Genomic DNA, 25,640 nt, shown 5'->3' with positions numbered 1-25,640 from the left:
AATAGTAGATTTTTACTTTAATAGAATACTTATAACTTTCTCTAAATTAACCTGATCTGTTTCATCAAAGTGATTAAGATATTCACTATCTACATCCAACACTCCGATAACCTGGCCATCTTTAATCAAGGGCAGAACAATTTCAGATTTAGATGCAGATGCACAAGCGATATGCCCTGGAAACTGATCTACATCTGGCACGATTAAGGTTTCAACTTGCGCCCAGGACGAGCCACAAACACCTTTTCCTTTTTTTATCCGCGTACATGCCACCGGACCTTGAAAAGGCCCTAAAACCAATTCATCGTTTTTTACCAGGTAAAAACCAACCCAAAACCAACCAAACTGCTCTTTTAAAGCCGCTGTAACATTTGCCATGTTAGCAACAAAATCATCTTCACAATACAGCAAAGCATCAATTTGAGGTATAATGGATTCATATTGCGATGCTTTCGTCAAATTTCTATTGATGATTAAATCTTCTGCCATTCTTTTAAATTATTTGAATCAAAGTTAAAGAGAAAAAGCAAATATTGCGTTGCAGACCTACTTAATGACGCAGAAGTGATTACACGTCTAAAAATCAACAATCGCTTTATTCTCCACATTCAACCGCTTTCCTCATCAAATTTAATAGTTTTGGAAGCAGAAATTATGTTCGTAGCCCTAAGCATTACAAAATTTAAACCCGCCACTATACCATTTGGTTTTTTAGGCATGGCCGTTCTACGTTTACCTTTATGGCTAAACAAAAAATGTGTGTTCTGGAAACTAATGGGGAACGGAAAGGACGCGCAAGTCGATTTATCACCAGATTATAAACACTGGACTATCCTTACTACCTGGGAGAATGAAGCAGATTTTCGCGCATTTGAGCAGCATTCATCTGTAATGAAATGGTTCAGATTTTTTGGAACAGAGGAATTTACCATCTTACTTAAACCTTTATCTTCACATGGTTTATGGTCAGGAATACAACCTTTTAAACCTGATGAAGTAAAAAAAACCTCTACAGAAAGAATTGCAGTAATTACGCGCGCATCAATTCGTTTTAATAAATTAAAGGAGTTTAGAGAAAATATAAAGCAGGCTGCAGAAGCGATGAGAAATGCAGAAGGCTTCATTCTTTCTGCCGGAATGGGCGAAAATCCTTTTCTAGATCAAGCTACTTTTTCGATTTGGGAGAACAGCCAGTTCATGAAGGATTACGCTTACAAGAGCGCAGATCACGCTAACGTAATCAAGCTTACACGAACACGCAATTGGTACAAGGAAGAATTGTTTGCGCGGTTTGAAATTATAGAATGCAAGGGCAGTCTAAACGGACAATCTTTAACAAATTAAATTTAGACACATGAGAATAATTGCAGAGCTTCCACACCCGGAATGTAAAATCACTATCTTTTCAATGAACCAAAAATTCATCGTAAAATTTGAGCAAGGAACATTTGAACAAAGCTACAAACTTGCCGAATTAGATTTGAGTGGCGGAGGCGTAAATGATGTTTTTGAAATTCTTGACGAAGCGTTTATACAAACCGTAATCGTCCGTTTTAAAGAAATGCGGACAGATTTCACCGCAGCATATAATCGCCATCAATACTAAACAAAAACATACATAACTAACTGATATACAGATAATTTTATAATCATTCAGAATTTAATTTTGTATTTCAATGTAGTAAAATTCAAATTAATCATGTGTATCTGTTTCCAAAGTTTAATTAGGAAACATCAACTAACTGTGAACTAATAAATTAAATAGCATAACAGTATTTAATTTGGATGTTCAATTTCACCAAATTATCGGGAAGTTTTATAAAATTGGCTGTAAAAAATTCGATTCTCGATTGGAGAGCAATCCCGATAAAAAAGACCTTCAAAGAGCAACAGTTAAAGTATTTTTGTATGTAACCTAAATCAAACTGCAAAATAAAATCCGGATCGTTATACCAATCCGGATTTTATTTTGCTTCTATTATCACCCTACCCCAATTTCCTGGTTTCAGAAATATTTTCTTTTAAACAACAGAAGTATCGTGGACAACAACTTTAGTCCAGTTGTGCGAAAAATCTTTAATCGCTTTCAAATGAATTGGATCGTCTTGATAAGCGTTGTGATCTTCTATATTGTCAAAAATGATGGTTAGTGAATAGGTAAATGAATTGTCTGTTACCGGCCGCGAAGGTGTTTTTGCCGACAAACCGTAGTGTAGCGATTTTATTGTAGAAATAGATTTAAGACTTTCAAAAAATTCTGCAAAGGCAATAATTTCGGTATCATTCAATTCTGGTTTAAGCCAAAACATCACGAAATGTTGTAGCTGCCCTTTGGTTACAATTTGGCTCATAGTTTTTTCTTAAATATAGAAAATCTAAACACAAAAAAAGCGGCTATGTTTCCATAACCGCTCATTTTATTTTTAAGTCTTAGTTTTGAACGCGACCAGACTTTTTATCTTCGCCTCTACCAATAAGGTAACCGCCGCCTGCACCAACTAAACCGCCAATTACTGCGCCACGGCCTTTTTTCTTGTCGATGATTGCACCACCAACTGCGCCGGCAGCACCGCCAATAACTGCACCTTTAGCAGCATCACTCCAACCTTTTTTCTTAGCTGTAGCCTGCGTACCGCCATAAGATGCCGAACTGCTTCCAGAACCTGATCCAGAACCAGAACTTGATCTGGCTGAACGTGCGCCTTCTGCTCTTGCTGCCGCCAACTCTTGCTCTCTTGCTGCTTCTGCTTTAGCTGTTTCCACTTTTTGGAAACTATCCAAACGCAGACTATCTTTTAAGGCTTTTATAGCCATCTGTTTCTCTGTTTCCTGCTGCTTTAATGCAGCTTCCTCTTTTGCCTTGTTGTTACAAGCAAACATTACTGAACTTAATGCGATTACAACAAATATCTTTTTCATAGCTTCTTTTTTTAGTTAGTGAATCTGATTAGACTTATAACACACAACTGAATGGATTCTATTTAGGGATGTGATATGAGTTTATTCGACTAACAAAGAAAAAATGATGCCAAAATGTTTTAAGCAATTGATTTAAGGCAGCAAATCGGTATACCAAAACCCATAAGAATATTTTTCTTCAACTTTGTTGTCCTCTTTTTTAGGCATTTCATATACCCGGTGCACTTGCTCGCCAATGGTAAAATTTATTGATTGGTGAAAAATCGGCCCTTCGAAAGCAAAAGTATGAAACTCTCCTTTTTCCCCACAAACATCAATATGCTTAGGAAAGTTATCAATCAATTTTTCATCCAATACTTTACCGCAAAAAAAATGTAATTCTTCCTGGGCGCATACAATTATTGTTTTATAACCCAGGGAAAGAAAAGCTTGAATAATCGATTTGGTATCTTTCTGCCATAAAGGAAAAATTGCCTGAAGGCCAACTTCTGCGAGTTTCTCCTCACGGTATTTTTTTAAATCTTCCAAAAAAATATCACCAAAAATAGAATGTGTTATCCCTTCTGCTTTCAACATGAAAAGATGATCACGCATTATTTCATTATATGTTTCCATATCTGGCATTTCTGGCAAATGGATTTCATACAAAGGAATACCAATACTTTCTGCTTGCTTTACAAGCAATTCATAGCGAACGCCGTGCATAGAAATGCGGTTGTATTGAGCACTTATCGTGGTTAACAAATAACGAATTTTTATTTCAGGATCTTGCAATGCATAATGCAGAGCCAGAGTACTGTCTTTGCCCCCGCTCCAATTGAAGACGCAAATTTTCTTACTTCGCATTCAGCAAAATCTTTCGAAGATCTGTAATACCGTTCACTGCACTTTTCTGAATCAAGTGCGTGTTCTTATACCGCTTGACATCTGGTGTTATCGGATCGATAATGTATTTGGTGACGCTAGATTGCACGTAACTGATTAATCCCGCAGCGGGATAAACGGCAAGTGAGGTACCAATTAAAACAAAGAGTTCAGCTTTGCTGCAAATAAGTGCCGCCGGTTCTATCATCGGCACAGCCTCGCCAAACCAAACTACATGTGGCCGCAGTTGCGAGCCTAATGCGCAGCACTCACCCATTAAAATATCATCGCCGGGCAAATCATACACCAGCTCTGGTCTGGCACTGGATTGCGATTTGGTTATGATGCCGTGTAAATGTGTAACCCTGGTAGAACCTGCACGTTCGTGTAAATCATCAATATTTTGCGTAATAATGTCAATGTCGAAATGTTCTTCAAGTTCGGCGAGGCCGATGTGTGCCGCATTGGGTTTTGCCGCTCTTACTTGTTTACGCCTTTCATTGTAAAACTGCTGTACCAATTCCGGATTTTCTTCCCACGCCTCAGGTGTGGCCACATCATACACGTTATACCCTTCCCAAAGTCCGTCTGCATCTCTAAATGTGCGCAATCCGCTTTCTGCACTAATACCCGCGCCGGTAAGTATTACCAGTTTTTTTCGCTCGCCCATAAGTCTGTTTATTTTACTGCTACTGTTTTTACGGCACTAAAGTTTACAAATCTTGATGCCAATGCGGGTGTTGCCTTAAAAATTTCTGGATGAAACATGCAAGCTAAAGATTCTATACCTTCTACCAGCGTACCGATGCTTGGTTGTGTAAACATATCAAAATCGGCAATGTACACTTGTTGGTTTTTAACAGCGGTTAAGTTTTGCCATTCTTTCTTTTCCAACAAGATATTCATTTCTTCTATACTGCGCTTCACATCAAAACCACAGGGTGCCACAACAAGAACTTCCGGATCGTAACGTACAATTTTTTCCCAAGGCGTTACAATAGAATCGCCGGCAGGATTGGAAAGCATATCTACACCGCCTGCCGCAGCAATTTGGTAAGGTATCCAATGTCCACAATTATACACTGGCTCAATCCATTCCATCAGCATTGCGCGTTTTAAAGGTGCACGGTTTTCACGGAGTATATCCAGGATATGATCGGTACGCCGCTGCAATTTTGCCAGATAAGTAAGTGCAACTTCTTCTTTGCCTAAAGCTTTGGCAATGGTAATGGCGCACTCAAAAACATCTTTTAAATTATTGGGCGATAGCGGTACGAGTTTCGGCTGTTTGCTCAGTTTCATTACCGCGGTTTCTGTACAAACGGTATCGATATTACAAACCTCACAGATGTCTTGTGTAAATACAATATCAGGAAGAATACCTTCCAGCAATTCATCATCAACCCAATACAAACTTTTTCCTTGTGCTTTTGAAGCAGAGAAAATCCGGTCAATCTCTATGCTTGTATAATTTTTACCTTCCAGAATGCAACGCACAATTTTCGGTAAATCTGCGGCTTCTTTAGGACACTCAAATGTAACACCGTACAGGTATTGTTGCAGGCCCATATCGTAAATCATTTTGGTTGCCGCTGGCAAAAAAGATACTGCTTTCATCCTCAATATTACAAAAAAATCCCCTTTTGAACCAAATCAAAAGGGGATATAAATTATCTTAAAACATTAAGTTCTATGCGTTCTGCGTTCTGAAATTTAAAACCGGATATTTTGTTTTTAATACTTCGAAAGCACCAAAAAGCAATGCATCATAAATTAACGTTCCTTCTAAAAACCGTACTTCAAACGGAATAGCAACGGTCAAACATTTGATATAACCGGATAAATCTTGCGTGAATAATGGATTATGATACCAAGAACCGATATCGCTTACAATCCAGTGAATCAATACAACGGCTAAGGTTGATAACAATAGATTTGCAACATTTACTTTTTTCAAAATTACTTTGCCGGCCAAAACCATCAAAATAATCGCTAAATACGTCCACAATTCTTGCACCATCGCCATATCTACATATTGTTTGTAAATGGTGGAATATAAAACTACATCGCTAAGCAGCAAACTTAAAACGGGAAAAGCGAAAGCTTTAAGGTTATCTTTAAAATAAGCGCTACCAAATAGTGCAACCGCACCAATAGACGAGAAATTCGCAAACTGTAAAGCTTCTGAGTTGAAGGTGACCAATAAGCGGAAAGCAGTAATTGCCAAAATCATCAGCAATAGCGCCAGGTTGCGTGGATTGTATTTTAAATCGGACATATTCTAAATCTTAGTTTAACTTTGGCCGCGCTAAACCCGACCAAAGCATTTCATGCAAAGTTATATTTTTCTTATCGGATATTAAAACTTACACCCGCATTAAAGTTGAAGCCCATAGTACTGTAACCGATAAACTCATTGTATTTTTCGTTTAGAATATTTTTCGCGTCGAAGAAAATACGTACGTTTTTGTTAAACAAAGCATATTCTGCATAAGCACTTACCAGTTTGTACGAAGGCAACTCTTCTACTGCATACGTAGCGAAGTTGGTATCGAAACGTTTTCCGAAATAACGGTAGTTTGCACTTACGTATAAATTTTTAGTGGCTTGTACACCAGCATTTACGCCAACCGTATTTTTTGGTCTGCGGATTAAATAATCTACCGTACCGCTTGTACCTTCAACATATGCATAATATGCATTAAAGTTAAATATGCCCAATTTCATTGAAGGTTCAATTTCAAAACCTTTATCGTTTTGTGTTGCCTGATTGATGTATCCGGTAGCGCCATAAATAATTGCATCTTTCAAATCGCGTTTAAAGGCAACCAATCTCAAGCCAAATTTATCTTCAGCAACATTGAAGTTTACGCCAGCTTCGTAATTCTGAGATTTTTCTGGTGTTAAGTTTAAGTTTGCACCGTATTGGCCAAATAACATGCTCAACGTAGGAATTTTGAAACCCGTAGAAACCGTTCCGAACAATTTAACGCCTTTAACAATGTTTATACTTGGTGTAATGGTATAGGTATAATTATCTCCATATTGATCGTGTTTATTGTAACGGCCGCCAACTTCTAAGTTGAAGATGCTTAAATCGTGTAAAAATACTGAACCATAAGCGGCAAAAATATTGGTTTTCGGTGCATCACTTCCGCTAAGCAGTTTTAAACCGCGGTTGTCAATTCCCAATAATAAATCTAGTTTATTGTTGATTTTCTGGTTGTAAAATAAATCTACCACACTTAATTTTCCCTGACTTGAATAGTTAGACGGGAAACCCATATAACTTGATTCTGTATCATTAGAGGTTGTTTCGTAGCTGTAATTCAAGGTAATCTTTCCGGTGTTAAATTTATAAATAGAATTTACACCACCACTAAACTGCTTTAAAAGCGAGTGATTGGTTGGCAAACCATCCGTAAAAGCATCTTCATCAATTTTATAATCGCCGTAAAAATATCTTAAAAAGGGATTTACAGAGAAATGTTTATCCAATTCAATTCCGAAGTTTGCGTTTACACCGTCGGTTTTAAAACCATCTTTATCGTATATAGCATTACTTCCGGCAGGAACAGCAGCTTCAGAGATTCCGTCTGTTTTGTTGTGTGTGTAATTGATGTTGTAAGTGAAACCCTCTACAGCACCATTAAGGCCAATTGTTCCCTTATAACTCTCGTAACTACCAGCGCTGGCTACACCATAAATGGTATTGCCTTTTGGTCCGCCTTTTTTGGTGATGATGTTGATGACACCTGCAACGGCATCAGAACCATAAATGGTAGATTGGCCACCACGTAAAATCTCGATACGATCAATCTGGTCAATAGAAAACAAGCGCAAATCAAATGCGCCGCCATTTCCTGAAGGATCATTTTGTACAATACCATCAATTAAAACTACGGTATACGCGCTGGCTGCACCACGAAAGAATACCGATTTATTTTGACCTGGATTGCCTGTTGCGCCTGAAACAACAATACCCGCTTGCTCGTTTAATAATTCTGGTAGCGATTTACCATGACTGCGGTCTAACGTTTCACGACTAATAATACTGACTACTTTACCGGTTTGCGATTGCTTTTGATCGTTTTTGGTTGCCGAAATTACAACATCCTGTAGTTGCAATGTGTCTTGTTGGGCATTAGCCAGCTGGCTAAGCGTTAATTGCGCAAGTCCCAGACCAGCAGCAATTAAAATACTTTTTTTGTTCATTTGATTGTGAGTTTACCCACAGCAAACAGCATAGAAAAAGGAAATGAAAATACGAAAACGTCAGTACTCCACTCCTAGCTTCAATCCCCGAAAGCTATGAAATATAGGCTAAAGGCAGGTCTTCTGACTTACTCCAGATTTTTCGGTCTTCCCATTCTTTTTGAACAGTGACCACCGGGATGAAAAATCCTAATAGAGCTTACAGCTGCGGGACAGTTACAGAATTACACTGTATTCCCTTTTAATTCCGGATGTGCCGGAAACCAAAAGCGCCGCAAAGGTAATAAAAAAAGCCTGCTTTGATGAAAAGCAGACCTTTTTAACATTTGAGAGATATAATTTAATAAAAAACAGGAATTGCCGGAAAATGGTAACCGTCGTAAGCGATTGTATTTTTTAAAGTTGCATCTGCAGGGTTGTAAAAATACAAGTGATTAATGGCATAGTTTGCGCCATAACCAGATTGAACTGCTGTAACTACAACTTGATTTAAGTGGCCATCAAAACCGATTCCCTTGCCATAAAACATTTGCTTTTCTGGCAAGGTTGCAAATGGAGTTGCTACAGAAGTTGTTGTACCATCGTATTTATAAATATCGGTTCCACCGCCAAAACTTCCGGTTTTTAACAAATAAACGGTGTTGTCTTTTGTAGATGCAGCTATAGAACCTGCGTGCCACGCACCCCAATTTGCATAGGTGTTAAAACTTAAAGCAACGCTATCTTTAGCCAAGGTTTGCGGATCTGTTTGATATAAATACTTGCCAGCAGCATACCAGACTTTACCATTTGGAGTTTGCGCAAAACCAACTGTAAGGCCTTTAATTTTACGGTTCAGGCTATAATCTGCAAGGTTGTAAACCAATAAACCATCTGTAGCACTATGCATAAAAATGTAATTCCCGGCTTTTATCATATCGCCAACTTGTCCATCGGCACCAACCAATTTTGCATAAGCAGTCATATTTTTCAGATTCACCAAATAAACGCCGCTATTGCTGCTCAATAAACCGGTGTTCTCATCAATCCCTAAAAAGGCGCGCCAATCGTTCCCGCCTTTAGCCGCAATTCTTGCTTTCTCTACCATTGTTTTCGCATTTAAAACCACTACTGGTCCGCCAACTTTACTTACCAGGTATAAGTTTTCTTTAAATATGGTGGCAAATTGTAAAGTAGAGCTTGTGGGATTAAGGTCTTTAGTAGGGTTTTCGCGTTTAAAAACGCTATCGGTAAGTTTTCCGGTGGTGTAATTAAAAAAGTTTACCTCGCCAGTACCGTGGCCAAACCAACCTTCATTCACAATAAAAAAGCCATTTTCATATTTCGCCGAAGATACAGGATCAATAATCGGATCGGTGTTGATGTCTTCTTTCTTACATGACGCTGCAAAAATGATTACTAAGGTAAGCGCAAAGAAATTTTTAATGTTGATGTGTTTCATACTATTATTTATGTGTTTATTATTTGATATTCAAGTCTGCTGCGCCCTTTACCTCGGTTGATATTTCGCCTAAAAGCGTATTTCCCTTTTCACGCTGCGCGGTGTATACTTTCACAAAGTCGATGGTTTTCAGATTTACTTTTGCGCCATTTTTATCCACAGCCCAATCTATATCGAAACTGTTGTACCCTTTGGTTGCATAATCATCTCCGGTAGAATAACTATCCGTGTAACCCCAGGCAAAAGGATTATTGGTATAAATGCTGCCAACTTGTCCCCAGGTAGAAGGCAAAAGCGTGCCTTTAAAAGTTAACGTTTCTTGGTTTGGTGCGAATTCCGGATAGTAATTGTGCTTGTGAAAAGCGTTGATATCATAACTTCCAGAATTGCCCAAATTGTCTTTCCATTGCGCATTTGCATATCCTTTGGGGTTTGTATATGTAATTTCGTAGTTTTTTATAGTTGCCGGATTGTCATATTCGCTACCTGCAAGCTCAAACCATTCATCATCTGGCAAACCGTTTCCGTTTACATCCTGACTAACCAAAACAATTCCGGGTTCAGACCAGGCGAAATTTCCGCCAATAGGGTTTCCATAAATGGCAAGATCATTTCCAGAATTATTTGCCACAGAGTGATCAAACCCAAAAACAATATAGCCACCAAAACCACCTAAACTAATTAAACCCGTGTTGCTAACGTTGCCAATAATTTTTTGAGCGCCAGCCAGATTTCCTAAACTTTCGTTAATGAATTGTCCGGGCGCGGGCAAATAGTCAAATACTTTAGTGATAAATTTGCTGCTTCCAGCTGTTTGTTCAACTACAGGAACCGGTACGGTAACCGTATATTTGTGTGTGCTGCTTCCCACACTGTTTGTGGCTTTATATTCGATAACGTAAGTTCCAGCGGTTAAAGCCGTAAAATCGTAAGTATTGGTTTGGCTAACTACTTTTCCATCAAGCTTCCATTCGTGCTGAAAAGTTTTGCCATTACCTGCAGAAACGCTGAAACTCGTTTTTACATTTACTTGTGCGGTTACAGCATTGCCAGTTACAGCGTATTTAACATCTGGAAGTACCTCAGTTTCTTCTTTCTTGCAGCTGAATAGGATTATAACTGCAGAAAGCATTAAAATTAGAGCGGATGATTTTTTCATTTTTATAGATTATTGTTATTTGTTCAGGAATACAATGTGTGCGGGAATATCTCCCGTAGTAACCGAAAATTTCTTTTTCCCGGTTTTATCAAAGCAATACAGCGTACCCGGACTTACATAATCCCTGGCATCGGTTACATAGACATCTTCATTGGTTGGATTAATTGCAATGCCATAAGGAATGGCAATATTCTGCTCTGTACCATCGGTAATAAATTTGGTCGTCAGAATGGTTTCATCTTTTACATTTATCTTCGCGTAGCTGATTTTATTTGAGCCCGAAGTATAATTCCATTCTACACTGTAGAGATAGGCCACATCATTTAGAATGGCGATATTGCTTGCTGCAAGATTAAACGTCTTCTTCACTACGTCTTTTTCTGTATCGATTACGAAAAGATTGGAAGGAATATCATAATAATCGCCGCGAGAGGTTACGTACAAATCGCCATATTGATCTGCCTTCAGGCGATGAAGATTAATTGCAACATCAATCCTTTTCAACTCTGTTAAAGTATTCAGATCGATAACAGAAACCGTACGCTCATAATTTGGATAATTATACCCGCCAGAATTTGCAACATATAATTTTTGGCCAACAACGGCCATTTCTTCTGGTTGTTTCCCTACTGCAATTTGTTTCTCTTGTTTTAAAGTTGCAGTATCAACTACAGAAACATAACCGTCATAAGCGGTAACGAATGCTTTGTTTTTGTAAAATGTAATGTATCGGCAATTGGGAATATCAATCTGTCCTATTTTTTTTGATGTTGAAGCATTCAACACTTCAACTTTGTTAGACATATTAACGACTACGTATAATTTCGATCCGTAAATTTTGATATCGTTGCCAACATCGCCAAGTCCGAGGGTAACTTCAGGATTGGCTACGTTATAAATATTTCGCCGATAAAGGCCTGTGGCAAAATCATAATAATCTATAGATGCTTTATTAGAACCCATATTGGCTTCATTCAGCAAGTAAAAACCTTTAATTTCAGTTACCATTTGCGGCGGCAGTTGTTCCTTTTCTTCAGGAATAAAACTTTTATCTTTTCGGCATGCGCTGGTAGCAAGTAGAAAAAAAAGAGAGGTTAGAAGGTAAATATTGTTTTTCATAGGTTAAATTTTCATGGATAACGTAAAACGAAGATTTCTTCCCGGCATTGGAAAATTGAGTACTACATCATAATCCTGATTGAACAGATTATTAATTTCTGCATTGATTTTATATTGATGATGATGGCCAAAAAGCCAATAAGCAGCCAGATCATGTGTATAATAAGGCTCTACATAATTTACCGGAATGTTGGCTTTCTGACTGTAGCGCGCACCTGTGTAAATGAAGCTGTAATTTGCGCCGTAGTTTTTATATGCAACGCCAGAAGTAAATGAACCACTGTGAACAGGGATATAGGGAATTTGATTTCTGTACGTAAAACCAGTTTTGGTTACATCAAGCGCTTTTTCATAGGTATAGGTTGCATTTGCATTCCATTCTACATTTCCAAATTTGTAAAGTAACTTGATATTGGTTTCCAAACCTTTGATAGAAACGGCATCGAGATTGACCATTGTCCACCTGAAAAGATTTAGCGTTGGAATGGCCATAATTTTATCCCGAACCTGGTTGTAATACACATCGGTTTGCACCGAAAAAAGTTTTAGATGATTTCGTGCTTTTGCCATCTGATAATTGATGCCAAGATCATACTGTTTGGTAAATTCTGGCCGTAGGTTCGTGTTGCCTATGAAAGTGTAATACAGATCATTAAAGGTTGGCATTCTGAAAATTGATTTATAAAATCCTTTAATTCTGATATTCGACGTTTGAAATGGTTGAAGCGAAAACATCGCAGCAGGCGTATACTCAGTTCTGTTGCCTGCAGAATTGTACATTTTAACCGTCTCGGCAATTCGGGTTGCCAAAATATTAGTCTGTAATTCCAGCCTTTTAATGTGGTATTTTCCGGCTGCGGCAATTAGCAAAGTATTGCGCGTGGGATAAGCGAAGTATTTGAGATTTGCATTTAAAGTCTGCCGGCTAAAATCTCCCGACAAAGAAAAATCCAGCGAATTGCTAAGATGGTAAACATTCGCCGCAGATAAATACCATTCCTGTTGTTTGTAGATATTATTCAAAACACCTTCATCAGAAACCATAGTTGGATCGGTGTAACGCGTATAGTCATTGGCGTATTTTGCATGTATTAAAATATTATATTGTTGCGCGGGATTGTTTTGATAGGTAGCTTGCAGAAAAGTATTGTCATCCCACTGCCGTTGATTGAAATCATACTTATTGGAAACAATTGCTCCGGGCACACCGCGCTCAGATTGATATTTATAGAATTTTACATCCCATTTACTGCTATCGGAAGTTTTTCCGTAAAAGCCCGCTTCTACCCGGTAAGCGATAATATCTGCATTGCTGCGCACCACAGTCGTATCATATGTTCCGTTTGTTCTCCTGAATTTATATTTGCCGTTGGCATTCAGAAACTCAACATTTAGAGAAGCTGCAAGATTTGGTTGAATCTGGTACGCATACAGTAATGCGGGATTAATTAACCCGAAAGCACCGGTTTTTATGCTTGCATTTAATATGTGTTTTGAAGCATTAAAAGTTGGAATTTTAGTTTTGATAAATAAAGAACTTGCAGAAGCAAAAGCCTTTGCAGGCTGTAGCAATTCGCCACGCTGACCACTGTACAAAGCAATTTCACCAACATTTGTTAGGGAATATTTGCCTAAATCAATTTGTCCGTTTTGTGCGTTTCCCAATTGCACACCATCATAAAAAACAGCGGTATGGTTACTGCCCATACTTCTCACATTGATGGTTTTTAAACCGCCAATGCCGCCGTAATCTTTTAATTGAACACCAGAAAAATACCGAACAGCATCTGCTACAGACAAAGTATTTAGGCGTTTAAGTTCATCGCCAGCCAATACCTGAACCGGAGTTGGAGAAAGATGCGCTTTACGTTTGCGGATTTCATTGATCTGAATTTCTTTTAAACTTGTAGAACGAGAGGTATCTGCCTGCGCATATAAAAGACAAGGCGCTGAAATGCCTCCCCAAAGAATGGAAAAAAGCAAAATAAGTAAACGCACGTTGCCATTGAGGGCAAAATGTCCTGTAATCATTTTTTTCTGGTGAGTTAATGACCCACAGCAGACAGATTATGAAAGAAATGAAAATACGAAATATAAAAAAGTACCTCACCCCTAGCTTCAATCCCCGAAAGCTATGAAATATGTGCTGGAGGCAGGTCTTCTGACTTACTCCCGGATTTCGCTACCTTCCCATTCTGATTAAAGAACAGTGGTTTTTTTGATTGGAAATCCGTTAAGGAGCTTACAGCTGCGGGACAGTTACAGATTTACACTGTATTCCCTTTTAATTCCGGATGTAAGCCGGAAACCAAAAGCGCTGCAAAAGTAGAAAAAATATATAGATCTCGTTATTAAAACATTTTATTGGTGAATTTTGACTCTGGATTTGTAATTGTAACTAAAACTTAGCCCGTCATCTCCATTAACACCCAACCCGTCATTTCGAACGCAGGGAGAGATTTAAAACAACTAATCATACAAAATAGATTTCTCTGCGTGAAAATTGCGTTCGAAATGACTATGCTTAGATAATTAAAACAATTTTCTGTTTTTATTATTTTTGTTGATATGAAAAACATCCTCAACATTGCTGCATCTGCTATGTTACTTGCTGCATGCACGCCCAATCCGAAAGAAAGCGCAGGTTCCAAAACAGATTCTGTTCATGTAAGCAGCACAACAGCAGACACCATTGCTAAGAATGCACTTACGGTTAAAATAGATATCGAGCCCAAAATTTCACTTGGTGACTCAATCATGATGAAGTTTACAGTAAATAATCCTTCGGAAACCGACAAAAAATTCTGTAAATGGCATACACCTTTTGAACCGCCCCTAAGCAAATATCTTGATATTGTAAATGACAAGGGAGAGGAAGTACAATATCTTGGTGCAATGGCAAAAAGAATTTCGCCGCCCCCAGCCAGTAGTTATATTAATATTAAAGCTGGAGAAGATTTAAGTGCAACAATTAACCTTGGCCATATCTATAAACTTGACAAGGCTGGAAAATATACGGTCAAATATAATTCGGAAGCAGTAAGCGGACTTCTGCCATTGGATTCCACAGTATTTGAAATTAAGTAATCCAAATTTAATGTTCTGATAAAGGGTTGTCAAATGTTGGCAGCCCTTTCGTTTTTCAATCTTAATCGTCAATTAATTTTTTTTGGCAATCTTTGCACAGAATTTTAACGGGCAAATGAAAAAGAGATTAAAGAGAAGCTTTAGAGTATCCAGATATATTTTTTACAAAGAAACACTTGTTGATAAAAATGAACATTTTTGGTCGTTTATTGGCGCATGTGTAGGCATTGGACTAATTGCCGGGATTCAAAGTCTGCATTATAGCCGGATGGAAAACATTTTTTTGATTGGTTCTTTTGGCGCATCTAGTGTGTTGATTTACGGTTCTATCCAAAGTCCGTTAGCACAACCTAGAAATCTAATTGGCGGACATGTAATATCTGCCATTGTTGGCGTTACGGTATTTAAAATTTTTCCGGATATTATCTGGATCACAGCTCCGCTGGCAGTATCTTTTTCTATCGTAGCCATGCAGTTGACCAAAACCATTCATCCTCCGGGTGGAGCAACAGCTTTGATTGCCGTATCCGGCGGGCCAAAAATTGCCGCACTTGGGTATGGGTATGTCTGGTCGCCAGTCTTGAGCGGCTGTTTAATTTTACTTATCGTTGCACTTATTTTTAACAATGTCACTTCTAAAAGAGCCTACCCAACCAACCATAAATTTACGCGTTTCATTCGCAAGGTTCTAATTCGTAATAAAAGAGCCTAACTGATCTTTAAAATTTGTTTAGCCAATGTAATGGCTTTTTCATCTCCGGTATGTTTATTTGGTTCATCAGACAATTTAATCACCTCAATCCATTCTTCATCTTTAGGCGAAGTTTGCGTCATTTTGATTACAATATTCATGGCCTCGGAGCCTACATCATTGGTGAGGTTTGTGCCAATACCAAAAGACATTCCAATTCTGCCTTTGCAATGATTTACAATATGCTCTACCTTTTCGTAATTTAAGGCATCAGAAAAAATAATGGTTTTACTCATCGGGTTTATACCCAATTTTTCATAATGCCCAATCACCTTATCGGCAAACTTCAGCGCATCGCCACTATCGTGGCGCACGCCATCAAACAATTTTGAAAACATTTTATCAAACTGTTTGAAAAAAACATCTGTAGTATATGTATCTGAAAGCGCAATGCCAAGATTGCCGCGATACACTTCCACCCAATGTTGGAGCCCCATTGCGTTAGACATTTTAAAACCATAGGTTGCAGCATGAAACATAAACCATTCATGCGCATGTGTGCCAATAGGTTTGGTTTGATATAACATCGCCATATGCACATTGCTGGTTCCGATAAAACTACCATCACCGTATTTTTTCAATGATTCTAAAACCAAACGATGTACATCATAAGAATGCCTTCTTCTGGTACCAAACTCGGCAACAGTGATGCCCAATCTGCGGTAATTCTCAATTTTTATCCGTGTTTTATCAATTACTTCCTGATCTGTTATTCGGTCTAAACCTTTTAACACGTAAAACAATTCACTAATTAGCGACATAATGGGTACTTCCCATAAAATTGTTCGATACCACAATCCTTCTATATGTACTTCTAATTGATCGCCTTGTTGCGTGATGGTAATTTCTTTAGGATTATAGGTATAACCTTCTAAAAAATCGAGGTAAACCGGATCGAGATACGGACAGTTAACCTGCAGAAAGTGCTTCTCTTCTTTAGTCAGCTTCAATTCTGCCATTCGGTTAACAGCTTCTCGCAAAGCACGGTCAAATCCTTGCGGGAAACTATGCTGGCCCCTATTGATAAATTTATAACGTGCCTTTGCCCAAGGAAAAAGTTTTACCACACCTTGCTGCATGGTAAATTTGTAAAAATCGTTATCAAGTATGGAAAGATGTTGCACTCGAGGCTTAGATGTCATTTTATATGTCTTTGCTTTAAAAGGCCAAATCTTCAATTTTGTTTTGAGAAAGCACTAATCATTCAGTAAACTTTCTTTTGCCAATTGTAATTTTCCGGCTTCTTCCTCACCAAGTACCGGAAATTTTAAGTTTAAACTGCGGAGTTTATCTTCAATTATTTCACTTATGGCCAAACGCGCAAACCATTTTTTATCTGCGGGTATAATGTGCCACGGAGAATCTGCTGTACTGGTTTCATTTATTGCGTCTTCATACGCGGTCATATATTTATCCCAAAGTAAACGTTCGCTAATATCATCAGAAGAGAATTTCCAATTTTTTGTCGGGTCTTCAATCCGATCCAGAAAACGTTGTTTTTGCTCAGCTTTGCTTACGTTAAGGAAAAATTTGAGTAATACGATTCCATTTGCTGCCAGGTGCGATTCAAAATTACGGATGCTTTCATACCGCTGTTTCCAGAAATTTTTGTTTATTTTTTTTACATCCGCAAAGCCCGGAATGTTCTCATTCAAGATATATTCGGGATGTACTTTACACACTAATACATTTTCATAATGTGATCGGTTGTGAATGCCAATTCGCCCACGTTCTGGCAAAGCGCGGTTGTGGCGCCAAAGAAAATCATGTTTATATTCTTCAGAAGTTGGTGTTTTAAAACTGAATACCTGGCAACCTTGAGGATTTAAACCGCTCATAACGTGTTCAATTGCGCTGTCTTTTCCGGCGGCATCCATTGCCTGGAAAACAATTAGAAGCGAGTGTGTAGCAGATGCGTATAACTTTTCCTGATGTTGGCTCACTTCAATTTTCGATTTAACAAGGGCATCTTTTGCCTTTTCTTTCGTGTAGCCGCCAGTAAAATCTGTCTTTGCTTTTTGAAGTGAAAATTTTTTATTTCCGTGTACAATCAGGTCTTTAAATTCGTTTTTCATAGCTGTAAATCCTTTCAGAATGTTCAAAACATCCATTTAATAAATATAGAAACAAAAAATAAGTAAATTAAATCCGTTAATTTGCATGTTGAGTTTTTTATATTTAGCCCTCAGCATTTAACCCCCATCATCAACCTAAACAATATGTTTAAAGAGATAAAAAACAAATACTTACGTTATACTTCAATTGTTGTTTTTTCTATAATTATTTTCTTTTGTGCGCTTCAACTGAATTTTCTTTGGCTTTTTGGCTACTCGCCAAGTTATAGGGATATTAAAGCGCCTACTTTACGCGTAGGTTCTGAACTCTACACTGCAGATGGCAAACTCATTGGCCGTTACTACAAAGAAAACAGAACACCCGTAAATTACAACGAAATTTCGCCCAGTGTGATTAATGCTTTGGTGGCAACCGAAGATGTTCGTTTTTACAAACATATCGGTATAGATTTTCAGGCATTGGGAAGAGCGGTGATTGGTTTAGGAAAAGACGGTGGAGCAAGTACGATTACGCAACAGTTGGCCAAAAATATGTACCGTACGCGCTACAATAAGTCTTCTGGCTTTTTATCTAAAATTCCGGTGGTGCGTAGAATTATCCCTAAACTTAAAGAATGGATGACGGCGGTAAAGCTGGAATCTAATTATTCTAAGAATGATATTATTACGATGTACCTAAACACGGTTTCTTTCGGAAATAATGCCTACGGAATCAAAACTGCCAGCCGTATTTATTTCGATAAAGAAACCAAAGAGCTTTCTACTACAGAATCGGCACTTTTGGTGGGTATGTTGAAAGGTACAACGTTATATAGTCCAACTAAAAATCCACAACGTGCACTTGATCGCCGTAATGTGGTGTTGAGCCAAATGAACAAGTACAACTTTCTAAGTAAAGATAGTTTACTTGCGCTGAGCAAAACGCCAATTAAACTGAAAGAAGGAAAAATGGAAGACGGCAGCGACGGCGATTCTTACCTCCGCTCTGCGGTATCTAAAATATTGGAAAAATGGTGTACCGATAACGGATATGACTTATATGAAGATGGCTTAAAAATTTATACTACAATTGATTCCAGACTGCAGAAATATGCAGAAGAAGCCGTTCAGGATGAAATGCGGATTTTGCAACGCCGCTTTTACAGTGTTTGGGGAAACGAAGATCCGTGGTACGATTCCGAAAAGCAAAAAGTTAATTATCCGGATCGCGCAAAGCGAAACCTTCCAATTTATGCATTGTTACAGAAAAAATTTCCAAATCAGCCAGATTCAGTTGAAGCGTATTTCAACAGAAAAAAAAGAATGACCATTTTCAGCTATAAAGGCGATCGCGACACGCTTTTCTCTACAATGGATTCTATCCGTTATTATGGGAAAATCATGAATACAGGGATGATGACTATGGAACCCGCAAGCGGAAAAATTAAAGTTTGGGTTGGAGGTATTGACCACAAGTTTTTTAAATATGACCACGTAAACCAGGCGAAACGCCAGGCAGGATCTACGTTTAAACCTTTCGCATACCTAACAGCGTTAGAACAAGGAAAAAACCCATGTGATAAATATACCGACAAACCGGTGAGAATCGAATATCAGGATAAAGGCGAAACAAAATATTGGGAACCAAAAAATGCAGACTACAATGTAACTTATAGAGAAATGAGTTTACGTTGGGCAATGGCAAAATCTGTTAATACAATTACTGCTCAGGTAACTGAAGATGTTGGCTGGGATAACGTGGTCAAATATGCGCATGAATGCGGAATTGATAGCCATCTGGAATCCGTTCCATCGGTAAGTTTAGGTTCTAATGATGTTACAGTTTATGAAATGGTAAAAGCCTACAGCACATTTTTAAACAAAGGAATTAAAACCGATCCAATTTTGGTTGAAAAAATTACCGATTTGGACGATAATCTGATCGAAGATTTTAAACCAAAAACAAAACGCGCGTTAAGTGAAGAGATTGCATGGCTAATGTTATATATGTTCCGGGGAGGCATGGAAGAACCTGGAGGAACCTCACAAGCGCTTTGGGAATGGCCAAATCTATTCAAAAAGAACAACCAAATTGGTGGAAAAACCGGTACATCTTCTGATTATGTAGATGCCTGGTATATGGGAATTACTAAAGATCTGGTAACTGGTGTTTGGGTAGGTTGCGATGAAAGAACTGCACATTTCAAAAATGGAGAACAAGGTGAAGGCTCTAGAACCGCACTTCCAATTTTTGCGAAATTTATGGAAAAGGTTTATCTAGATCCATCTTCAGGTTATACATACGGCCAGTTTCCTAAAGCTACGGTTCCAATTACCAGAACCATCAACTGCCCTAGTCCGCGCATTGTAATTGATACTACTGCAACGGATACAACTGTTGTAGATTCTACAGATTTTGCAATTCCAGAACCCGCAGAAACAAATGAAACACCGGCAGCAGTTGCACCAGAAGTTAAGAAAGAGGAAAAGAAAACCGATCCAACGCAAAACCAACCGGCAACAACAACACCTTTAACCAAAAAAGAAGAACGGGAATTGCGTAGAAAACAAAGACAAGAAGAACGAGAACGCAAGAAAAACGGCCAGAATTAAAACTGCCTTTTCAGGATAAAAACGAGAATTTTTTATCCTGAAAAAATTGTTAAAACTCTTTATTCCCAGCAAAGTATCGTTATTTTTATCTGATTTTAGATGCCCCGGCATCGTGTATAACTACAGCCAAACCAACAATATGAAAAAACTTTCTACCTCATTTAAGTTTTGTATTTCTACGGCATTATTTCTTTCCATCGCGTTTACGGCAAGTGCACAATATTTTGGGCAGAATAAGGTGCGGTATAAAAAACTGGATTTTCAAGTGCTCCAGACACCGCATTTTGAAATCTACTACTATCTGAAAAATGAAAAATTGTTAAAGAAATTTTCTCAAGATGCAGAAACCTGGTATAAAATGCATCAGGAAGTTTTCAGAGATACATTTTTGAAGAAAAACCCGATTATCCTCTACAACAATCATCCTGATTTCCAGCAAACTACAGCCTTACAAGGGCAAATTGGAATTGGAACCGGCGGTGTTACCGAAGCACTGAAAAACCGAGTAATAATGCCGGTGATGGAATTAAATAGTCAAACCAGGCACGTTTTAGGTCACGAGTTGGTTCACGCTTTTCAGTACCATGTCTTACTCGAAAAAGACTCAGTAAACCTCGAAAATGTCGGAAACACCCCCTTATGGATGGTAGAAGGTATGGCAGAATATCTTTCTATTGGAAAAAAAGACGCATTTACTTCTATGTGGATGCGCGATGCCATGCTGAACAGGGACATTCCATCATTAAAAGACTTAACAAATTCCAATAAATATTTCCCGTACCGTTATGGTCAGGCTTTCTGGACCTATATTGGTTCGCAATATGGCGACACAACCATTGTACCTCTATTTAAAAACACAGCAAAATATGGTTATGAAAACGCCATCCGCTATACTTTTGGATATGACGACCGCACGTTATCCGGTTTATGGAAAAATGCGATAGACGAACACTACAAGCCCATGCTTAAAGCCGATAGCTCGCAGATCAAAATTACCGGCACAAAAATTATTGACAATAAAAATGCTGGTAATATGAACGTTGCGCCGGCTTTAAGTCCGGATGGAAAATATTTGGCTTTTATGTCTGAAAAGGATCTTTTCGGGATTGATCTATTTCTTGCTGATGCAAAAACCGGCAGAATTATCCGAAAATTAAGCAGTCAGATTTCTAACGGACATATAGACGATTTTAATTTTATAGAATCTGCCGGAGCCTGGTCGCCAGATGGAAAACAATTCGCTTTTAGCATTTTTAGTCAGGGCAAAAACCAACTCATGATTATTAATGTGGCCAATGGCGCTACAGCATTGCAAACGGCGATGGATCGCGTGCAGCAATTCGGAAACTTAACTTGGTCTCCAAATGGAAAAGACATTGCTTTCTCCGGAATGGTAGAAGGCCAAAGCGATTTATTCTCTTATAATCTCGATACCAAAGCGATAACACAGCTTACGGACGATATATATTCTGATTATGCGCCAAGTTTTTCGCCCGATGGGAAAAAAATCGTCTTTTCATCAGACCGACAAGCTATTGAATCGAAAAACATTGAAGCTGTGAACCCAATTAATCTGGCGATTTACAACCTCGAATCTAAAACGGTTCAGAACCTGGATGTATTTCCCGGAGCAAACAATTTGAATCCACAATTTTCTGCAGATAGCCAGCATATTTATTTTCTTTCCAATAGAGATGGTTTCAGGAATTTGTACAAATACAATTTTAGCGGCAACAGCGTAGATCAATTAACGGACTATTTTACAGGAATAAGTGGGATTACCGAATTCTCCCCTGCCATTTCTGTTTCTGCGACAGATGAAATTGTATACAGTTACTATCGTTACCAACGCTATACTTTATATAATGCAAAACTAAGTGCATTTAAAGAAAAAAGAATTGGAAATAAAGACGAGAATTTTGCTGCTGCGATACTTCCACCGATGGAAAACATGGGCGTAAACATCATCAATTCCAATCTTGGAAATTTTGAACGTTTTGAAAAAACTACGGAAGATTCACTGAAAAATGTGCCCTACAGACCAAAATTCAGACTGGATTATTTGGCCAATAGCGGCGTTGGTGTATCCACAAGCAGATTTGGTACGGGCATTTCGGGTGGTATTGTTGGTATGTTTAGTGATATTGTGGGCGCAAATCAAATTATTGCAAACCTGTCTGTAAATGGCCAGATTTACGACTTTGGTGGATTAGTTGGCTATATTAATCAAAAAAGCAGAATAAATTGGGGCGTTGCAATTTCACATATTCCTTATGTATCTGGTTTAAGTTCTTATGGTGTAGAGGATGTTCCTTTAAATGATGGAACTACCACGCAAATGATCAATTACCGCACAGATATTATCCGTACTTTTGAAGATCAGGCTCAAATTTTTGCAGCTTATCCTTTTAGCAAAATACATAGATTTGAATTGGGTGGTGCTTTTTCAAGATATAGTTATCGTATAGATAGATACAGTAATTATTATGATTCTAACGGATACTTTACCGGCGCACAGAGAGATCGGATTTCAAATGAACAGGCAAGTGCAGAGTTGGGCATTCCATTTAACTCATTTACACTGTATCAAGTTAATGCAGGTTTTGTAGGAGATAATTCTATTTTCGGGATGACGGGGCCAATTGATGGTTTCAGATACCGGGTAAGCGGAGAAAAATATACAGGCACGTACAATTTTTATGGTTTATCTGCAGATTTACGTAAATACTGGAGGTTAAAACCTATTACAGTAGCAGTAAGGTCTTACAATTCACTAAGAATCGGAAATGATGCAGATCGTCTATATCCAATGTATCTGGGTTATCCTTATTTGATCAGAGGTTATGAAGCCGGTTCAATATATGGTACAACATCCAACACAACAAACAACTCGTTCAACATTGATCAATTAACAGGAAGTAAAATTGCCGTTTTCAATTTTGAATTGCGTTTACCTTTTACCGGACCTAAAAAACTGGCAGCAATCCCTTCCGGATTTTTATTTACAGATCTGAATCTCTTTTTCGACGCCGGTTTAGCCTGGACAAACGACACCAAAGTGAAATTCAAATCTGAACCGACATACACTACTGCTCAAGCAACAGATACCAATGGAAACCCAGCTTTTGATGCAGATGGAAATCCAATCACATACGAAACAACAAATGAACGTGTACCAGTAATGAGTTTGGGTATTTCATTGCGTGTAAACATATTTGGTGCATTCGTTTTAGAGCCTTATTACGCCTTCCCTTTTCAAAGAAAAGATGTTAAAGGTGGCGTATTTGGTGTAACATTTGCTCCAGGTTGGTAATTAACATATGATGAAAAAATACAAAGCGATCTAATTGGTCGCTTTTTTTTACGATTAAATACGGCGAACCAAATAAGAAATCAATTCTGTTCAACATATTTTTGTTTCTTATCAGCAATTTGTATTCACTATAAAATTCCAGATAAGATTAACAGAGGCAATAAATCAGAGGCTACTTCGACATATTAAAAAATAAAATCAACGCAGGAAATGACAATTCTAGAAACATTTTAAAAGACAACTATCAATCACAAATGACTTTAATATTGTCTAACATACCATTTAAGAAAGACTGGTAAAGCCTAGTTTCACCTGGTTGGTTGGATTTCGGTGAAGTAAAATATTTTCGAAATCTAAACCAATTTTTAGATCAATCCAATCTGGATTACATGAGCGCACCAAACGTTCTTTTTGCATGCGTGTAAAGCGGCTTAAAGTTTTAAATCGGGATAAAGCCAAAGCTTCAGATTTAAACTCTTCAAAATATACTAAACGGGTAAGCTGTTGTGCACTATCAAAAAACAAATTTGGCATCTGCTTATAAAATTCTAGAGTTTTCATCAAATCAGAACTCATGCCAACATGCATGGTTTTACGATTTCTGTCGGTAACGATGTAAACAAACTTTTTCATAATAATGATTTTTTAATTCTCAACTAAACTATTTAGTATACCTTCTTGCAATTCAAAATAATATTACTAACTTTATTGGCATAAAATTACTAACTATTTTAGTATTTACAAATTTATTTTAAAATTTATTTTTATGTCGAATATCTCAAACAACTTAAAGTACCTCCGGAAGAAAAAAGGCCATACACAGCAACAATTCGCTGATATAATGGAAATTAAAAGATCTTTGATTGGTGCGTACGAAGAAGACAGAGCTGAGCCAAAGTACGATTTGCTAAAAAAAATAGCAGAGTACTTTGAACTGACGATAGATGAATTTATTAACGAAAAAATATCAGACACCTGGAAACCCAAGCCAAAAAGTTCGGGTTCTAACCTTCGGGTATTAAGTATTTCAGTTGATCAGAACGACAACGAAAATATAGAGCTTGTACCGGTTAAAGCCAGTGCAGGTTATCTTAATGGTTTTTCCGATCCTCAATATATTAGTGATCTTCCTAAATTTCAGCTTCCTTTGGCAGCGCTCAGACAAGGAACATTCCGCGCATTTGAAATTATGGGCGATAGTATGTTGCCTGTTCAGCCCGGAAGTATAATTATTGGTGAATATCTGGAAAACTGGAACGAAGTTAAAACCGGCGATACGTATATTATTATCAGCAAAAATGAAGGTGTAGTATATAAACGAGCGGGCAACCGCTTTAAAGAAAATAAAGATTTGAAATTAATTTCTGACAACAAAGTTTACGATGCGTATTCCATTGCTGCCGATGATATTCTGGAAATATGGAAAGCAAAAGCTTATATATCAACAAGTTTACCAGAACCTGCACCAGACCCAACAATGGAAACTTTAACTCAAATGATGGCACAAATGCAAAAGTCAATCTCACAACTTAACAAAAATTAACATTTGCAGATTAAACCGTTAGCGCTTTTCTATCTCTATACTGAAAAACAAAACACAGATAGAACATGAAAAAAGTAGTTTTAACATTAGCAATTGCAGTTATGGGTTTAACTGCAGCATTTGCACAAGACAGCACCAAACACGTGAGACGGGCAATGCCTAAAATGACTGCTGAACAAAGAGCCGAAAAAGCTACAGTAAAGCTGGAAAAGGAATTAAACTTAACTGCCGATCAGAAAAGTAAAGTGTATGCAGTAGAGCTGGAAAACGCGAAAAAAATGGAAGAGTGGAGAAAGTCAGATCAAGGTGCAATGAAGGATAAGATGAAAGCGCGTAAATCTGCAATTGATGCTCAAAAAGCTAAAATTGATGGCATTTTAACCGCAGAGCAAAAAACCAAAATGGAAAGCCTGCGTGCGGAAGCCAAAGAAAAAGGTGCCAAAATGAGACGCGGAATGGGAAAACGTGGAGATAAAAAACCCGTAGTTTCTGACCCACAGACTCAAGGATAACATTAAAATAAATTTAAAAGCGTTCCGAATAATAATTCGGAACGCTTTTT

The 25,640-nt window shown here is 37.9% G+C and carries 23 protein-coding genes and 2 riboswitches; of the genes, 8 read left to right on the top strand and 15 right to left on the bottom strand.

Annotated features, from left to right (window positions below; genetic code table 11):
• Positions 1-12: 12 nt before the first annotated feature.
• The gene (locus ACJVDH_RS09245) at positions 13-489 is read right to left on the bottom strand and encodes a GAF domain-containing protein (RefSeq protein WP_443947280.1); all 477 of its coding nucleotides are present in this window, start codon (positions 487-489) and stop codon (positions 13-15) included.
• A gap of 150 nt (positions 490-639) precedes the next feature.
• Here ACJVDH_RS09245 and ACJVDH_RS09240 point away from each other — a divergent pair, with 150 nt between their 5' ends.
• Together ACJVDH_RS09240 and ACJVDH_RS09235 are read left to right on the top strand one after the other, a co-directional pair.
• A complete protein-coding gene (locus ACJVDH_RS09240; protein WP_443947279.1) occupies positions 640-1,344 on the top strand; it encodes a DUF3291 domain-containing protein in 705 nt (234 codons plus the stop codon).
• Between the two features lie 10 nt (positions 1,345-1,354).
• Positions 1,355-1,606, top strand: coding sequence for a hypothetical protein (locus ACJVDH_RS09235; protein ID WP_443947278.1), 252 nt, complete (start codon positions 1,355-1,357; stop codon positions 1,604-1,606).
• Positions 1,607-2,021: 415 nt separating this feature from the next.
• Here the strand turns inward: ACJVDH_RS09235 and ACJVDH_RS09230 are convergent, their stop codons facing one another.
• The 11 genes from ACJVDH_RS09230 to ACJVDH_RS09180 all read right to left on the bottom strand — a co-directional run bounded on the left by ACJVDH_RS09230 (position 2,022) and on the right by ACJVDH_RS09180 (position 13,748).
• Positions 2,022-2,351, bottom strand: coding sequence for a Dabb family protein (locus tag ACJVDH_RS09230; protein ID WP_443947277.1), 330 nt, complete (start codon positions 2,349-2,351; stop codon positions 2,022-2,024).
• A 79-nt stretch (positions 2,352-2,430) separates the two neighbouring features.
• On the bottom strand, positions 2,431-2,919 hold the full coding sequence (locus ACJVDH_RS09225; protein ID WP_443947276.1) for a YMGG-like glycine zipper-containing protein: 489 nt from the start codon (positions 2,917-2,919) through the stop codon (positions 2,431-2,433).
• 132 nt (positions 2,920-3,051) lie between these two features.
• Complete coding sequence (locus ACJVDH_RS09220) at positions 3,052-3,765, bottom strand: diphthine--ammonia ligase (RefSeq protein ID WP_443947275.1); 714 nt, start codon at positions 3,763-3,765, stop codon at positions 3,052-3,054.
• Complete coding sequence (locus ACJVDH_RS09215; protein ID WP_443947274.1) at positions 3,755-4,453, bottom strand: SIR2 family NAD-dependent protein deacylase; 699 nt, start codon at positions 4,451-4,453, stop codon at positions 3,755-3,757. The genes ACJVDH_RS09220 and ACJVDH_RS09215 overlap by 11 nt, the downstream gene beginning before the upstream one ends.
• An 8-nt stretch (positions 4,454-4,461) precedes the next feature.
• The gene (locus ACJVDH_RS09210) at positions 4,462-5,400 is read right to left on the bottom strand and encodes an ABC transporter substrate-binding protein (protein ID WP_443947273.1); all 939 of its coding nucleotides are present in this window, start codon (positions 5,398-5,400) and stop codon (positions 4,462-4,464) included.
• A gap of 73 nt (positions 5,401-5,473) precedes the next feature.
• Positions 5,474-6,061 (bottom strand): DUF6580 family putative transport protein, encoded by a 588-nt coding sequence (locus ACJVDH_RS09205; protein WP_443947272.1) that lies wholly within the window; start codon positions 6,059-6,061, stop codon positions 5,474-5,476.
• 71 nt (positions 6,062-6,132) lie between these two features.
• Positions 6,133-7,998 (bottom strand): TonB-dependent receptor plug domain-containing protein, encoded by a 1,866-nt coding sequence (locus ACJVDH_RS09200; protein WP_443947271.1) that lies wholly within the window; start codon positions 7,996-7,998, stop codon positions 6,133-6,135.
• A gap of 96 nt (positions 7,999-8,094) precedes the next feature.
• Positions 8,095-8,281, bottom strand: a riboswitch (cobalamin riboswitch).
• Between the two features lie 57 nt (positions 8,282-8,338).
• Complete coding sequence (locus ACJVDH_RS09195) at positions 8,339-9,439, bottom strand: DUF5074 domain-containing protein (protein WP_443947270.1); 1,101 nt, start codon at positions 9,437-9,439, stop codon at positions 8,339-8,341.
• Between the two features lie 19 nt (positions 9,440-9,458).
• Positions 9,459-10,598 (bottom strand): PKD domain-containing protein, encoded by a 1,140-nt coding sequence (locus ACJVDH_RS09190; RefSeq protein ID WP_443947269.1) that lies wholly within the window; start codon positions 10,596-10,598, stop codon positions 9,459-9,461.
• A 15-nt stretch (positions 10,599-10,613) separates the two neighbouring features.
• Positions 10,614-11,717: a DUF5074 domain-containing protein gene (locus tag ACJVDH_RS09185; RefSeq protein ID WP_443947268.1), complete on the bottom strand. Its 1,104-nt coding sequence runs from the start codon at positions 11,715-11,717 to the stop codon at positions 10,614-10,616.
• A gap of 3 nt (positions 11,718-11,720) precedes the next feature.
• A complete protein-coding gene (locus ACJVDH_RS09180) occupies positions 11,721-13,748 on the bottom strand; it encodes a TonB-dependent receptor plug domain-containing protein (RefSeq protein WP_443947267.1) in 2,028 nt (675 codons plus the stop codon).
• A gap of 103 nt (positions 13,749-13,851) precedes the next feature.
• Positions 13,852-14,045, bottom strand: a riboswitch (cobalamin riboswitch).
• A gap of 240 nt (positions 14,046-14,285) precedes the next feature.
• Between ACJVDH_RS09180 and ACJVDH_RS09175 the strand changes: the two genes are divergently transcribed.
• Together ACJVDH_RS09175 and ACJVDH_RS09170 are read left to right on the top strand one after the other, a co-directional pair.
• Positions 14,286-14,804: a protease gene (locus tag ACJVDH_RS09175; RefSeq protein ID WP_443947266.1), complete on the top strand. Its 519-nt coding sequence runs from the start codon at positions 14,286-14,288 to the stop codon at positions 14,802-14,804.
• A 115-nt stretch (positions 14,805-14,919) separates the two neighbouring features.
• The gene (locus ACJVDH_RS09170) at positions 14,920-15,516 is read left to right on the top strand and encodes an HPP family protein (protein WP_443947265.1); all 597 of its coding nucleotides are present in this window, start codon (positions 14,920-14,922) and stop codon (positions 15,514-15,516) included.
• On the opposite strand, the gene pncB is transcribed toward ACJVDH_RS09170, so the two are convergent.
• Positions 15,513-16,697, bottom strand: coding sequence for a nicotinate phosphoribosyltransferase (pncB, locus tag ACJVDH_RS09165; RefSeq protein ID WP_443947264.1), 1,185 nt, complete (start codon positions 16,695-16,697; stop codon positions 15,513-15,515). The two genes, ACJVDH_RS09170 and pncB, sit on opposite strands and share 4 nt — an antisense overlap.
• Positions 16,698-16,751: 54 nt before the next feature.
• Positions 16,752-17,630 carry a polyphosphate kinase 2 family protein gene (locus ACJVDH_RS09160; protein ID WP_443947263.1) on the bottom strand — a complete coding sequence of 293 codons (879 nt, stop codon included), beginning with the start codon at positions 17,628-17,630 and terminating at the stop codon, positions 16,752-16,754.
• A gap of 144 nt (positions 17,631-17,774) precedes the next feature.
• Here ACJVDH_RS09160 and ACJVDH_RS09155 point away from each other — a divergent pair, with 144 nt between their 5' ends.
• Positions 17,775-20,222, top strand: coding sequence for a transglycosylase domain-containing protein (locus ACJVDH_RS09155; protein WP_443947262.1), 2,448 nt, complete (start codon positions 17,775-17,777; stop codon positions 20,220-20,222).
• A 139-nt stretch (positions 20,223-20,361) separates the two neighbouring features.
• Positions 20,362-23,535 (top strand): peptidase MA family metallohydrolase, encoded by a 3,174-nt coding sequence (locus ACJVDH_RS09150; RefSeq protein ID WP_443947261.1) that lies wholly within the window; start codon positions 20,362-20,364, stop codon positions 23,533-23,535.
• Between the two features lie 282 nt (positions 23,536-23,817).
• On the opposite strand, the gene ACJVDH_RS09145 is transcribed toward ACJVDH_RS09150, so the two are convergent.
• Complete coding sequence (locus ACJVDH_RS09145) at positions 23,818-24,168, bottom strand: GIY-YIG nuclease family protein (RefSeq protein ID WP_443947260.1); 351 nt, start codon at positions 24,166-24,168, stop codon at positions 23,818-23,820.
• A gap of 133 nt (positions 24,169-24,301) precedes the next feature.
• Between ACJVDH_RS09145 and ACJVDH_RS09140 the strand changes: the two genes are divergently transcribed.
• On the top strand, positions 24,302-25,078 hold the full coding sequence (locus tag ACJVDH_RS09140; RefSeq protein WP_443947259.1) for an XRE family transcriptional regulator: 777 nt from the start codon (positions 24,302-24,304) through the stop codon (positions 25,076-25,078).
• 65 nt (positions 25,079-25,143) lie between these two features.
• Complete coding sequence (locus tag ACJVDH_RS09135) at positions 25,144-25,590, top strand: hypothetical protein (protein ID WP_443947258.1); 447 nt, start codon at positions 25,144-25,146, stop codon at positions 25,588-25,590.
• Positions 25,591-25,640: the final 50 nt, after the last annotated feature.

The sequence above is a fragment of the Pedobacter terrestris genome (assembly GCF_052343045.1).
GTDB lineage: Bacteria > Bacteroidota > Bacteroidia > Sphingobacteriales > Sphingobacteriaceae > Pedobacter.
Note: the sequence above shows the minus strand (reverse complement) of the source record. Positions and strands in the feature narration are given on the sequence as shown.